The following is an 11,813-nucleotide window of genomic DNA, read 5'->3' as shown; positions in this document are numbered from 1 at the left end:
ACTACTCTGACTGAACCGTCCTCAAAATGTTGGATAACCATCCAACATTTAAAGGTGTAGTCCATTTATGCTTTAGTTTATTAGATAATCATCAACCCACCAGGATAATACTTAATCCAGTCAATAGCAGCATTGGGGTTAAATGGCTCAATACTCAGTCCTTCCAGGCATTGCCAGAGTTCCTGGGTGTTCTGGGCGGTAATAACAATACAGTCCGGCATCACCCGGATTTTTAGTGGCATTCCGAAGGTAAATCCCGCCTCCTGTAACCATTTTCCTTTTAAAGAAATGCCGTTTTTAGCTACCTTGCCAAAACGTTCAGCTTGGGAAATTCGGTGAATTGTTTTATTATCGCGTTTAGCCATAATTAACTACCTTATATAGTTAGTTGTGGTAAGCAGGGTTATCGGGTGCCCGCCCGGTAGCTCTGCGTCAGTGAAAATAGTCTCTCAATGTTGAATTATGAACTATAGGTCACTTTTCTGCAATAAAAATGTGACCTATAGTTTACCTGGGCTTTTCGTTTTCAGGCAGTCCATTGAGTGCGTCATTCCAGTGTTGATCCCGTTCTATATTATTCACTATTTTGCTGATCCATGTTTCTGATTTGCCCCACCGTATAGCCAGTTCGCGGCGCGTCCAGCCTTTTCGTTTCATTTCAGACTTAAACAATTCTGGCGGCATACGTTTCAAAATTACTCCACAAATATAAACTGTTTATCGACTCATCATAGTATAGCCGTTTCGCTGATAGGGTGACATTGGTAAATAAAATGACCGCTTAAGTGGCACAAACCGAACTCCATGAACATAGGATATGCCACACCAGAAACACCTATCACTAAGGCGATTGTTACATGAAGTTAGGTTACACGCATGCGTCAAAAGCTGGCGGTATCAGGTGCTGGATTTATGAATAATGCCCTATGAGGCAGAGATTTGGTGAAGCATTTTATTTTGCACTATGCATTATAAAATGGAGGTAGTTGCTGTGCTACAGACATAAAAAAACCAACCTAATTATGGTTGGTTTTTCCAAAAGCTCCGCGGCTCCTTTGCGTATCCTTTTGTGTCCCTTCATTGTCCGGTCAGTGTCCAATCAACTTTGCTAACTTACTGTTTTTAAAGCTGTTGTCCTGTCACTGTCCCTACTAATTTGGTGGAGCTGGCGGGAGTTGAACCCGCGTCCGAAATTCCTACATACCATTTTAATAGTATCAAAAACAATTGTTTACTTTGTTTTTCAAATAGTTAAATTTATCTGGCGTTATCTGATTTTATGCGTTTTTATCTCTTTGTCGCCAAAGTGCCGCCATCAATTAGCGGTTCCAGTTGAGATTATGAAGTGGGTTTTTTGTCACTGCATCTTCCAAGTGATCAGGCGCAAAGTGAGCGTAAACCATGGTCATTTTAATATCTGCATGACCTAAAATATCCCTTAATACCAATATGTTTCCGCCGTTCATCATAAAGTGGCTAGCGAAAGTATGGCGCAGAACGTGAGTACATTGCCCTTCCGGTAGGTCAATCCCAGCTCGTTTAACTGCACGTTCAAAGGCTTTTCTGCATGGGGTGAATAGTTTTCCCCTGTTTTTGGGTAGTTCCTCATATAGAGCCTGAGATATCGGAACGGTTCTGTTTTTCTTGCCTTTGGTTTTTGTGTAGGTGATTCGGTACTTTGATATTTGATGGCCTTGCAGGTTTTCGGCTTCGCTCCAGCGCGCTCCGGTAGACAGGCAAACTTTTGCAATCATTAACAGGCTGGGGCTTTGGGAATCGGCACAGGAGTCAAGTAAGCGCTTAATTTCTTCCGGCGCTAAGAACGCCAGTTCGCCCTCTGCGATTTTAAATGTAGGTAGACCCGCAAGCGGATTTGGAGCGGGCCAGTGGCCTAATTTTTTCAGAGTACCAAAAACAGATGATAGGTTGCGCTGTTCAAGGTTCACTGTCCGGGGCTTAACTGGCGACATCAGCGTACCTTCTTCATTTTTGACCTCACCTTTTAACCGGGCTTCTCGGTATTTTGTAAAATCGCCAGCCGTCAGCTCTGAGGCAATAGGATTGCCCAGCCCATTACAGATAATGCTTAGTTTAGCCATTAGCCGCTTGGGGTCAGCCAGCGTCTGTCCATAGAGTGAATGCCATTGTTCAATCACTTCAGACAAATGCCGCCGATCTTCCTTTTCACCCAGCCATGGTTTTTTATTCACTTCTTCCATGGTGAAGTTTTCGAAAGCTATGGCCTCGCCTTTTGTCGCAAACTGCTTGCGCATCCGCTTTCCATCCCGCCCATTCGGGTAGCATTCACACAACCACTTTCCATTAGGCTGTTTTCTTATGGTCATAATTAAACGCTCTTTATGGTCTTGACTGCTCGACCTAAAATTTTAATGTCATTCAAAGAACATTCAAAAGAAGACTCTCCCTGCTGAACTACTAAGCGGTTGCCTGGCAGGCGAGTGAGTTTCGCTATAGTTTTTATTCCATCAATGTCAATGAGCCAGACTCCATTTACTGGAGGCGTGTCGCTTCGATCAATTAGGTAAGAACCATCATCGGCATGAATTAGGAGAGGGTTTTCAATTGTAGACGGTATCAAGCTGTTATCCAGTATGGTTTTGCCTTGATCTACCAACGTGCCGCTATTCAATGTAGCTTTATCGATCTCAGGAGCAGCAATCTCAGATGATGGTTTGATGTGACCTTGGTCAACAAAAACAAACCCTTGGTTCTGTGCTTCACTATAATTTTTTTCTCCTTGTCCCGTAGTCAGCCAAAGTAATGAAGCACCGGTTTCAAGAGCGCACTGGATTATCCACTCAGCAGGAAAACTATCTCTTAAGTATCTGTTTGACATTGTATTTTTTGATACAGATAAATGATCGCAAAGTTGCTGCCGAGAGCTGAAATTATAGGCTTTGATAAGCCTATTAATCGCATCGCGCCCGCCGCTATCGTTGCCAACCTTGATTAAACCCATAAGAAAAATCCTTGACGTACAAAAGTTGTGACCTTAATATCTACTTGTGGTTTGTAAAGCAAACCTCATAAAATAAGATAAAATGCGCTTAAACCTAGAGATGATGCACTATGAGCATAGATATATCAATTCGTGTACCAAAAGAGCTTGCAACGCCAGCAGAGTTTGCAGAATGGGAAGGTATTTCTCGCGGTTCTGTTTACCAGAAGATTCATCATGGAAAACTCGCTAAGTACATGGTTAAAAAAGAAAAAAATAATGAGCGGGTAAGCCTGCGCTATCTGATGTACAAAACTGATCAGGTTCGTGAATCTCTTGGTCATTCCAATTTTCGCATCATTGTTGGCTAGTAAGACCAATTATAAGAGCTTTTGGAGGGACTAGCATGTTTGACTATCAAGTTTCCAAACAATCCCATTTTGATAATGCGTGTCGTGCGTTCTCTAATGCCCATAAGGGAGATTTGGTACAAATAGCGAACTCTATCGGTATGGCTCCGCAGATGCTGCGAAATAAATTGAACCCAGAGCAGCCTCACATGCTGACTTGTGTTGACTTAATGAAGTTAACCGATGCAACCGAAGATGCCTTCATTCTGGATGGCCTGCTGGAGCAATTACAGTGTCAGCCCTCCGTGCCGGTGAATGAAGTTTGTGATGCCAGTATGCCAGGCTACCTGTTAGGAGCAACGGCAGAAGTGGGCAGGCTGGCAAGTGAGGCTGTTTCGGGTGAGCGTCTTAATCATACCCGTGTGGCGGAGTTTAAGAAGACGGTTAATAACGCAATCAGGTTATTAACGTTGGCGGGTGTCACTGTGTCATCAAGATTGCATTCTAACCCTGTATTTAATTCGGCGGTTGATGTTGTGGTAGGGATGGGAGCATCTTTAGTCTGAGGTAAAAATGAACGCGTTAAAGCAACAGCAGTACCAATACCAAACTAACCAGTGAGTCGTTCCATACGAACAAAGGTAACGGATTTGTGTTCCCAATTGTCTTATGCTCCGTCGCTTATTTTATTTTGTTTCTAATTAGGTGAGGTTTAAATGAACAAGGAATACCAAATGGAATTAACAGAACCGCGTGCTTTTCCAATCCCTTTTGAAACGCGTGTTAATGGTTTAAATCAACTTGCTCAAATCAGGGCAAAACTTTTTAAATCTGCCAATGAGCAGTTGGCTGCCTTTATTGATGAAATGCGTGATAAACGCAATGAGCACTATGCTGATAACATCCGATTGTTAGGCGCTATTTTCTATCTTGCCCGTATTCCTAAAGAACGGCATAAACTGGAATTAAAGCAGTTTACCAGTGAAGAAAAAATTAGTCTTATAAAGGCAGTGAATTTAATTAAGGCAGCGAGTGCATCATTGCCAAATAATTTATCACTACTCAATTAAATAATAATAAATACCAATTTAATTTTAATGGCGTCAACACGTCAGGGATTCTTTTTATTTAAAAACAGGAAATAAACAAATGAATATACCAGACCCTATATTTCTCCCGGTGGAAATAAACACCGATAACCACGTAGTCATTATTGAAAATTGCATCAAACAAAATCGTGAAGATGAAAGACGTATTCGTGCAGATGGTCAAGCCTCACGCTTGCGCTACCTCGCCATGATTGCAAAACGTGATCACTTAGATTGCGATGCGATTGTCAGCTTGCTGGAAAGCGAAGCCAGTGAAATCGAGCTCCAGATACAGGAATGGAATTATGTTTGAGGCTGATGATATTGACCGCGCCAGTGAATACGCAGCGGCAACACTGGAGCGCCAGATTACCGCGCATGTTAACCGCCGGGTCAGTGCTTCAGCGGTGGAATGTGAAGACTGCAGCGAAGCCATTCCCGAAATGCGCCGCACTCAGGTTCTGGGTTGTTCCCGCTGTGTAGATTGTCAGGCTGATTTTGAATTAATTAAGAAACATTATAGAGGTATGTAATATGGCTAATGTCCACTTTGTTAATCTTAATGCGCTTCATTTTTCTTTCATAGTAAATAATAAAAACCATTGTATTGGTGTTTTAAGCAATTGTTTCGAAAAAGTTGATGTTGAAACACTCGGTAAATTAAGCCAATGCTTTATTGTCAGATGTGTGGGTATTGAAAATATTTTCGATAATCAAAATTTACCGACTCATTGTAAAAAAGGAGATCGTGTCGTTTTTTCTATGAAAGAGGAATATGTTTGGCCTGATGAAATTCCATACCGGATTGTTGTGACAATTGATGAAGTCTATCATTTTCAAAACGGAATGGATAATTCCCATGAGCCTGGTATTTCATTTTATGAATACTCATTGTTAAAAGCCGGGCACTTTTTAGATGCCTGTCAAGCAGTTAATTCCTCACATGCTGGGGTTTGTGAGTGAATCCTGTATCAGCAGCCAGCAGCGCTCAATCCACACCGAGCCGCCAACGCAGCAAATTTCAGCCAGAGATATCAGCTCTGGCTGAGTGCATTTCTCTGCCGTGGGATAAACCCATCCAACCGATAGCCAGACCGTTCCCGACTTATGCGGAGCAATACCAGAAAGAAGAAGAATACAAAGCGATTGAGAAGGAGAACATGGCATTCGCCCGTGTTCAGCAGCTATTAAAGCAGCAGCCTGCTATCGTTCGTATGGATGTTCAATTTAAGGCTAATGTTTTAGAAAAGGAGCAAGGGACACCCCGCGCCGAGGCTTTTTTATCTAAGACATTCGTTGATCGCATTTTACCCAGAGTTAATTTGGTGACCGGGCGTTACCAGATTCAGAAAATGGATGTAGATAATGCGCTATATATGGCACGGTTTAACCGCATTCCTGATATGTCACGGGAAGATCTCGAATTACTGGCAAACGATATTGCTCAGTTTATTCTTGAGGAATTGAAGACGGTTGCAGATGACATACCATCAGAAGACAGCGATCTGAAACGGGCATGTGCCTTATACATGCGTGCAGCCGCGATCACCAAAGCCTATCGTCAGGATGCGCCCCGCTGGGATAAGCTGACTGGCCGCTTTTTTGATGAAACACAGGCAATTGCGGCTATCTCCCGCATGACTTCCGATACATGGTGGTTAGGTCGGTTACGCCGACTGGCAGCAGAGTGGCGTGAGCATTTGCAGATTTCCATTAATCGCGTCAGCAAAAAAGCCAGTATCTACGCCAGCAAGATGGCGATTTCCGAATGGAAAGAGCAGAAGCAGCGCACGAAAGAGTTTATCAAGTTGATGGAGCTGGAAGACGAGGAAGGCAACCGCATCAGCCTGATTGATAAATATTATGGCAGTGTGGCGAATCCGGCGATCCGCCGTACTGAAATGATGGTACGTATCCGGGGCTTTGAAAATATCTGCAACGAACTGGGTTACGTGGCTGAATTTTATACGCTGACCGCCCCTTCTAAATATCACGCCACAACCTGGCACGGACACCGTAACCGCAAATGGAACGGATGCAGCCCAGCGGATACGCAGAAATATTTAAGCGGTATCTGGGCAAAAATCAGAGCCAAACTCCATCGTAACAATTTACGTATCTTTGGTATCCGCGTGGCTGAACCCCATCACGATGGTACACCCCACTGGCATATGCTGTTTTTTATGCAGCCAGACCAGGCTGATCAGGTGCGTGACATCATCCGTGAGTATGCCTTACAGGAAGACCGCCACGAACTGCGAACTGAAAAAGCTCTGAAAGCCCGGTTTCATGCCGAGAAGATTGATCCGGAAAAAGGGTCAGCAACGGGCTATGTGGCGAAATACATATCTAAAAACATTGATGGCTACGCGATGGACGACGAGCTTGATGATGAAAGCGACCGCCCCATGAAAGAAGCCGCGCTGGCGGCCAGTGCATGGGCGGCGCGTTGGCGTGTCCGTCAGTTTCAATTTGTGGGCGGTGCACCTGTGACCGTTTACCGTGAATTGCGTCGCATGGCTGATCACGATACGGCTATCGGTTTAAGTGTGGAGTTTGCCGCTGTGCATGATGCCGCTGATAACGGCGACTGGGCGAACTATATCAATGCGCAGGGTGGTCCGTTTGTGCGTCGTGACGATTTGGTGGCGCGTCTGTGGTATGAGACGGAGCAGGAAACTAACGTCCACGGTGAGGAAGTGATCCGCATTAAGGGGGTTTTCTCTCCGCCTGTGGGCATGGATACGCCTATCTTAACCCGTCTGAAAAGCTGGAAGATTGTGCCGAAGTTGGCCGAAGCGTTAGCGGAGGCGGGTTTTAGCGGTGCGTCCGCACCGCCTAGGAGTTCTGTCAATAACTGTACGGGGTTGGCTGGTGCGGTCAGCGGCAGTAGTGAGGGGCTTATTGAAAAAATTATCGATTACGCCGATTCGGTCGGGATGGATTTCAGCCGATTTATGGCGAAGTCATTAACCATGGCCGGAAAAATCAACATCGGCGGCCAGTCATTTAAGTTATGGACGAATGGCAGTTTTATTCCTGTGGAGTCAGAACAGCAAAAAGAGGCGCGCCGGGACAGGTTGCGGGCGCGGATTAGCAGTATTGGTAAGATGCGAAAGAGTTCAGCCAGAACCTAATTTTATCCATTTGATTTAAAAGTTATTTTTTTCAAATCAAAAGCTATTTATGAGAGATTTTTAGCGAAAAATTCTAGAGGTATTAGCTGAGTAACATAATTAAATATTGACGGATGCAATTAATTCAGAGAGCAATTATATTAATAATGATCTGTGGATACATACAGTATTTGAATATAATATTTTAAGTAGTAGGGAAAAATGTTAGACGCTTTACATACCTTCGTTCTTGTAGAACGTATTGAATTGATGTGCAAAATGGGCTGTTCGGAAGATCTTAACGATAATGACAGGCGGACGGTTTTTTATTGGTTGGGTGAATTGGTTGAAGAAATGAAAAAGGAACTGGGAACACAAGTAGAAAAGCCACTCAATAGTGGCTCACATCTCGACTTAAGCGGCACTGGTCTGCAATAAATCTAACGCCATCTGGCGCTGCTGCGAACTGAGGTTATTAATCACATTTCGCAGCAGGATATCCCCGGTTTTGGCGCTGGGGCTGAGGGTGTGTGAAAACGTCAGATTCATGACAAACGTATGACCACATTCCACATCTGCACACGAACAATAAATATCAGCGATCTGATGGTGCATCCGGTTGGTTTTGCGGATGACAGACTTAGCGCCGCACTCAGGGCAGATTATTTTTAATACGCGCATATTCCTCATTCCAAAAGTATCGATTTTCCTCGATTTTACCATTTTCTTGCTCATTGTGCACACGAACTTACGTTATCTTGCTGAAAACGGAGGTGTAATATTTCAGGAATATCACTGCTGTTTACGGCATTCATGAACATATTTTGCACGGGAATGACTTCATCCTTGCGGTAGGCATCACGGGCTTTTTCCGGATCGCCCAGTCCGCCGACATTGGTCGGGATAATCCCCGCCAGTCCTGCCGGGAATCGGTGGGCGGTCAGTACATCCTGTGAACTGATACTTTTCACATTGGCAAATTCATCATTGGCGGAAATGTCGCCAACCGGAATAAACTTAATGCCGTCCGGGTCACCATTGGGAATATTCACAAATAAGGTGTCAAAGTTACCGATACCCTTACTTTGCTGCAGTTTCCAAATAATTTCTTCTTCGGTCTCATCGGAGATATTCGGGTCATTGGTGTAAATGATGCCGCCCGTGTGAGCACCATTGTGGTAATAGCGGCGGCGGAAAATGGTCGCTTCCGAGTTAAGCAAGGCTGCATGGATACCGCCGATATAATCCGGCAAGCCGTAAACCTGTTGTTGTGGGTCATATTGCTTGATGAAAATCACCTCTTCGGGGGCATACATCAAGGACTCGCCTTCCTGCAATACCACAAAATCCCCGTCTTTACGGCGGCGCAGGTAAAGCGAGGGCAACACCGCCAGTCTCACCACATCACCCCAAAAATTGCGCACTTTCAGGATCGCCACATCGCCGAAAATTAGAAAATTCATCATCGCCGACTTAAATTGCTCATGCGTCAGCCCGCCACCGAGGTAATCGGAGGCAATCATATTGTGGCGAGCATAGAGAACGCCGCCATGTTGCCCGTTCATGTTGGTCAGTTGTGCCAGCGCCAGACGGTCAATCGGCAGGGTGTAATGATCATAATCATTGTCATACCAGATTTTCTGGTAATCCGTCATGGTGGTAAGTATTGGCTCTGGTTTACCCAACGTGATCAGGCTCATTTTCCGTTTAGGGTGATTTGTCTGGGGTGCTTTTGCCGTTTTCCTTAACTTTTTTTTGCTCATCATGCTGCCTTTGAAAATGTATATTTAGAGGTGCGTTTTTTCTCGTAATTGAGCGGTTCATTCATCAGGGCATGGGCGATTGCCCAGAACACGTCAGCGTGTCCGGTTTCCTGCGAACGGTCAGCGACAAAGGTCATGGCGCCGCCTTTGGCTGTGGTGGTGTGCCGTATGGCCAGAAAAGAGGCCAGAATTTCTTTTTGTTCCTGATCCCATTCGAGGCGTTCTTCACTGACCACATCAATCATCTTCATGACCAACTGATTTTTGCTTTGCTGGCTGTAGTGAATGGCGTGGGTTTGCCGTGGGGCGAAGTCCTGCACCATCTCATAAACCCCGTGACCAATCCCCGTGGTATCAATGCCGATATGGGTAAAGCGGTAGCGCTTGAACAGGTCTTCAATCAGTTTGGCCTGATGCTTCCAGTTCATGCCCTGCCAGTAGAATGTGGCCAGTACCCGAAAGGTTTCGCCTGCCATCAATGGCGGAGCCACAATCACAAAGGTCGAGGTATCACCAGAGCGGGCAGGGTCGAAGCCGCCCCAGACTTCACGCTCGCCAAACGGGCGCGGGGCGTTGGGGTTGTGATCTTCCCAGAGATTGATATCAGTGCCGCATTTTTCCAGTTGATGGTATTTGAAGACGGAGGCACCGCTGTCCACAAATTGGCACATATAGAGCATGTTAAAGGTATCTGCATTGTACTTATTACGCAGCCGGTCGATGTTGGCAAGGTTAAAGCCGCCCTTGATGGCATCTTCCAACGTAATGACATAACGCCATTGCCCATCAGGGCAATCGCGACCGCCATCTCGCATCTCATTGAAAGTAGGAAATACTACATTCTTACGTTTAGCATCACTACCGCGCCATTCGTCACCCATCCAGAACCGATAAGCTGGGTGAGTTTTGGCACTGGGCGTAGAAAAATAGGTGGTATGCCAGCGGTCATGGGTGGCCATTGCAGAGGCAACTTCATTCATGCGCTTAAAGTCAGGCACCCAGAAATACTCGTCACAATACAAATGCCCGGCATAGCCTTGAACGGTGTTCTTGTTGGTTGATAAGAAACGCAATTCTGCGCCATTGCTCAGGCGGATTGGGTTTCCGGTCAGTGTCACACCGAAAAACTGTTCAGCAATATTAACAATATAGGAGCGGAACACTTCGGCCTGCGGTTTGGAAGCGGACATGAATATCTGAGGATCACCTGTTAGCACCGCATTCTCAAAGGCTTCAAAGGAAAAGTACCACGTCGCCCCAACCTGTCGGCTCTTGAGAATATTTCTGAGTCGTTTGGCGATATTGTTGCGTAAATGCTTCTGGTAACCGAACAGGTTATTATCAACAAAGGTCTGGAAGTCTTCTTCCGTCAATGCCGAAATATCATTCTTACGATAACGTTTCTTTTTCTTCGGCTCGCCGTTCCCGGCGGCAACATCATCACCTTCATGGCCTGATTGCGCCCGTGCTTTAATATCGGCCAGTTTTTCTTGGTGCTTATTTTCCTGTGCCATCAGTTTGACATGATGGGCAATCAGGCGGTCGAGTTCGTCCAGCTCCAGTGCATTTTTATCATTGCGTTCACTGAGCAGAGCAACCCGGCGTGTAATCGCTTCCTGCACAGTTTCATGGCTGAGCATATCCGCCCAGTGCCACTTTTCCGCCCAGTAGTACACAATCCGTCGATTGGGCAGATTGAGTTCACTGGCAATTTCAGCCGGAGTATAGCGGCGCAGATACAGCGACTTCGCCACCTTGATTAATTCATCAGAATATTTCGCCATGTTTCCTTTTCCTGACTATCCTTGATTCCTTAGCCCGCATTATGCAGGGCTAACTTTCTCCTTACGTCCGGCTAACTTCGGTTTAATTCGGTTATGCGTCATATCCGAATTCAATCGCATTGCCCCTGTCGCCGCATTTTTTTAGATCCGCAATACTGTGTCTGAAGCAAACCAAAGGAAATGTCATGAACGCATCCCACCTAACATTGACTGGGTGCACAAAAGATGAACAGTGAGATGTGGAGCCTCACAGATTTCCGGCATCATAGTGCCCAATACGGGATGCATATGCTCCCTCAGACTGGAGACTCCACAAAATGAAATATACACCGATTGGCGTTGATATCGCAAAACATCTGATTCAGGTTCACTTCATCAATGAGTACACAGGTGAAGTGGTGGATAAGCAGCTTCGCAGCAAGGATTTTCTTGCGTTCTTCAGTAACCGGGAGCCCTGCCTGATTGGTATGGAAGCCTGCGGAGGCTCTCAGTACTGGGCGCGCGAACTGGAAAAGCTGGGCCATAAAGTCCGGCTGATGCAGGGGCGGTTTGTAAAGGCGTTCGTCATGGGTAACAAGAACGACGTGATGGATGCCCGTGCTATCTGGATGGCAGTACAGCAACCCGGTAAGGCGATAGCAGTAAAAACCGAAGAGCAGCAGTCGGTGCTAGTTCTGCACCGTTCGCGCAGACAACTGGTGAGGTTCCGGACAGCACAGATTAACGCCCTGCACGGGACACTGCTGGAATTTG

16 protein-coding genes are annotated in these 11,813 nt (G+C 45.7%); 9 read left to right on the top strand and 7 right to left on the bottom strand.

The features are described from left to right. Nucleotides 1-80 precede the first annotated feature (80 nt). The 4 genes from BO26_RS07915 to BO26_RS07900 all read right to left on the bottom strand — a co-directional run bounded on the left by BO26_RS07915 (nt 81) and on the right by BO26_RS07900 (nt 2,980). Nucleotides 81-365 (bottom strand): SymE family type I addiction module toxin, encoded by a 285-nt coding sequence (locus BO26_RS07915; RefSeq protein WP_110882712.1) that lies wholly within the window; start codon nt 363-365, stop codon nt 81-83. Nucleotides 366-507: 142 nt separating this feature from the next. Then, a complete protein-coding gene (locus BO26_RS07910; RefSeq protein WP_072023234.1) occupies nt 508-684 on the bottom strand; it encodes a helix-turn-helix domain-containing protein in 177 nt (58 codons plus the stop codon). 635 nt (nt 685-1,319) lie between these two features. Further along, nucleotides 1,320-2,345, bottom strand: a complete 1,026-nt coding sequence (locus tag BO26_RS07905) for a site-specific integrase (RefSeq protein ID WP_036770746.1) — start codon at nt 2,343-2,345, stop codon at nt 1,320-1,322. A 2-nt stretch (nt 2,346-2,347) separates the two neighbouring features. After that, on the bottom strand, nt 2,348-2,980 hold the full coding sequence (locus tag BO26_RS07900; protein ID WP_036770745.1) for a phage repressor protein CI: 633 nt from the start codon (nt 2,978-2,980) through the stop codon (nt 2,348-2,350). Between the two features lie 110 nt (nt 2,981-3,090). On the opposite strand from BO26_RS07900, the gene BO26_RS07895 reads away from it, so the two are divergent. The 8 genes from BO26_RS07895 to BO26_RS07860 all read left to right on the top strand — a co-directional run bounded on the left by BO26_RS07895 (nt 3,091) and on the right by BO26_RS07860 (nt 7,951). Then, nucleotides 3,091-3,330: a hypothetical protein gene (locus tag BO26_RS07895; protein ID WP_036770744.1), complete on the top strand. Its 240-nt coding sequence runs from the start codon at nt 3,091-3,093 to the stop codon at nt 3,328-3,330. Between the two features lie 35 nt (nt 3,331-3,365). After that, a complete protein-coding gene (locus BO26_RS07890) occupies nt 3,366-3,875 on the top strand; it encodes a phage regulatory CII family protein (RefSeq protein WP_036770743.1) in 510 nt (169 codons plus the stop codon). Between the two features lie 168 nt (nt 3,876-4,043). After that, nucleotides 4,044-4,379 (top strand): DUF5347 family protein, encoded by a 336-nt coding sequence (locus BO26_RS07885; protein ID WP_051690908.1) that lies wholly within the window; start codon nt 4,044-4,046, stop codon nt 4,377-4,379. A gap of 79 nt (nt 4,380-4,458) precedes the next feature. Further along, on the top strand, nt 4,459-4,710 hold the full coding sequence (locus tag BO26_RS07880) for a DUF2732 family protein (protein ID WP_036770742.1): 252 nt from the start codon (nt 4,459-4,461) through the stop codon (nt 4,708-4,710). Then, nucleotides 4,703-4,930, top strand: a complete 228-nt coding sequence (locus tag BO26_RS07875; RefSeq protein WP_036770740.1) for a TraR/DksA family transcriptional regulator — start codon at nt 4,703-4,705, stop codon at nt 4,928-4,930. The genes BO26_RS07880 and BO26_RS07875 overlap by 8 nt, the downstream gene beginning before the upstream one ends. Before the next feature lies 1 nt (nt 4,931). Beyond that, nucleotides 4,932-5,360, top strand: coding sequence for a hypothetical protein (locus BO26_RS07870; protein WP_036770738.1), 429 nt, complete (start codon nt 4,932-4,934; stop codon nt 5,358-5,360). A 197-nt stretch (nt 5,361-5,557) separates the two neighbouring features. Next, complete coding sequence (locus BO26_RS07865) at nt 5,558-7,534, top strand: replication endonuclease (RefSeq protein WP_420864695.1); 1,977 nt, start codon at nt 5,558-5,560, stop codon at nt 7,532-7,534. A 201-nt stretch (nt 7,535-7,735) separates the two neighbouring features. Further along, entirely contained in the window at nt 7,736-7,951 is a 216-nt protein-coding gene (locus BO26_RS07860; protein WP_036770737.1) for a hypothetical protein, read from the top strand. Here the strand turns inward: BO26_RS07860 and BO26_RS07855 are convergent. From BO26_RS07855 to BO26_RS07845, 3 genes are read right to left on the bottom strand one after another with little or no spacing between them, the layout of a single operon-like run. After that, nucleotides 7,928-8,248 (bottom strand): Ogr/Delta-like zinc finger protein, encoded by a 321-nt coding sequence (locus BO26_RS07855; protein ID WP_036770736.1) that lies wholly within the window; start codon nt 8,246-8,248, stop codon nt 7,928-7,930. The genes BO26_RS07860 and BO26_RS07855 overlap by 24 nt on opposite strands. After that, nucleotides 8,245-9,276: a phage portal protein gene (locus BO26_RS07850; protein ID WP_036770735.1), complete on the bottom strand. Its 1,032-nt coding sequence runs from the start codon at nt 9,274-9,276 to the stop codon at nt 8,245-8,247. Before BO26_RS07850 ends, BO26_RS07855 begins: the two co-directional genes overlap by 4 nt. Next, on the bottom strand, nt 9,276-11,060 hold the full coding sequence (locus BO26_RS07845; RefSeq protein ID WP_036770734.1) for a terminase large subunit domain-containing protein: 1,785 nt from the start codon (nt 11,058-11,060) through the stop codon (nt 9,276-9,278). Before BO26_RS07845 ends, BO26_RS07850 begins: the two co-directional genes overlap by 1 nt. A gap of 317 nt (nt 11,061-11,377) precedes the next feature. On the opposite strand from BO26_RS07845, the gene BO26_RS07840 reads away from it, so the two are divergent. Then, nucleotides 11,378-11,813: IS110 family transposase (locus BO26_RS07840; protein ID WP_036770732.1), on the top strand; the 436-nt coding region annotated here is incomplete at its 3' end.

This window comes from Photorhabdus australis DSM 17609 (assembly GCF_000711895.1).
Lineage (GTDB): Bacteria > Pseudomonadota > Gammaproteobacteria > Enterobacterales > Enterobacteriaceae > Photorhabdus > Photorhabdus australis.
Note: the sequence above shows the minus strand (reverse complement) of the source record. Positions and strands in the feature narration are given on the sequence as shown.

Excerpts from the sequence above, each read along its gene's own strand:
- BO26_RS07915 (WP_110882712.1), bottom strand. The coding sequence starts at position 365 with ATGGCTAAACGCGATAATAAAACAATTCACCGAATTTCCCAAGCTGAA.
- BO26_RS07910 (WP_072023234.1), bottom strand. The coding sequence starts at position 684 with ATGCCGCCAGAATTGTTTAAGTCTGAAATGAAACGAAAAGGCTGGACG.
- BO26_RS07905 (WP_036770746.1), bottom strand. The coding sequence starts at position 2,345 with ATGACCATAAGAAAACAGCCTAATGGAAAGTGGTTGTGTGAATGCTAC.
- BO26_RS07900 (WP_036770745.1), bottom strand. The coding sequence starts at position 2,980 with ATGGGTTTAATCAAGGTTGGCAACGATAGCGGCGGGCGCGATGCGATT.
- BO26_RS07895 (WP_036770744.1), top strand. The coding sequence starts at position 3,091 with ATGAGCATAGATATATCAATTCGTGTACCAAAAGAGCTTGCAACGCCA.
- BO26_RS07890 (WP_036770743.1), top strand. The coding sequence starts at position 3,366 with ATGTTTGACTATCAAGTTTCCAAACAATCCCATTTTGATAATGCGTGT.
- BO26_RS07885 (WP_051690908.1), top strand. The coding sequence starts at position 4,044 with ATGGAATTAACAGAACCGCGTGCTTTTCCAATCCCTTTTGAAACGCGT.
- BO26_RS07880 (WP_036770742.1), top strand. The coding sequence starts at position 4,459 with ATGAATATACCAGACCCTATATTTCTCCCGGTGGAAATAAACACCGAT.
- BO26_RS07875 (WP_036770740.1), top strand. The coding sequence starts at position 4,703 with ATGTTTGAGGCTGATGATATTGACCGCGCCAGTGAATACGCAGCGGCA.
- BO26_RS07870 (WP_036770738.1), top strand. The coding sequence starts at position 4,932 with ATGGCTAATGTCCACTTTGTTAATCTTAATGCGCTTCATTTTTCTTTC.
- BO26_RS07865 (WP_420864695.1), top strand. The coding sequence starts at position 5,558 with ATGGCATTCGCCCGTGTTCAGCAGCTATTAAAGCAGCAGCCTGCTATC.
- BO26_RS07860 (WP_036770737.1), top strand. The coding sequence starts at position 7,736 with ATGTTAGACGCTTTACATACCTTCGTTCTTGTAGAACGTATTGAATTG.
- BO26_RS07855 (WP_036770736.1), bottom strand. The coding sequence starts at position 8,248 with ATGAGCAAGAAAATGGTAAAATCGAGGAAAATCGATACTTTTGGAATG.
- BO26_RS07850 (WP_036770735.1), bottom strand. The coding sequence starts at position 9,276 with ATGAGCAAAAAAAAGTTAAGGAAAACGGCAAAAGCACCCCAGACAAAT.
- BO26_RS07845 (WP_036770734.1), bottom strand. The coding sequence starts at position 11,060 with ATGGCGAAATATTCTGATGAATTAATCAAGGTGGCGAAGTCGCTGTAT.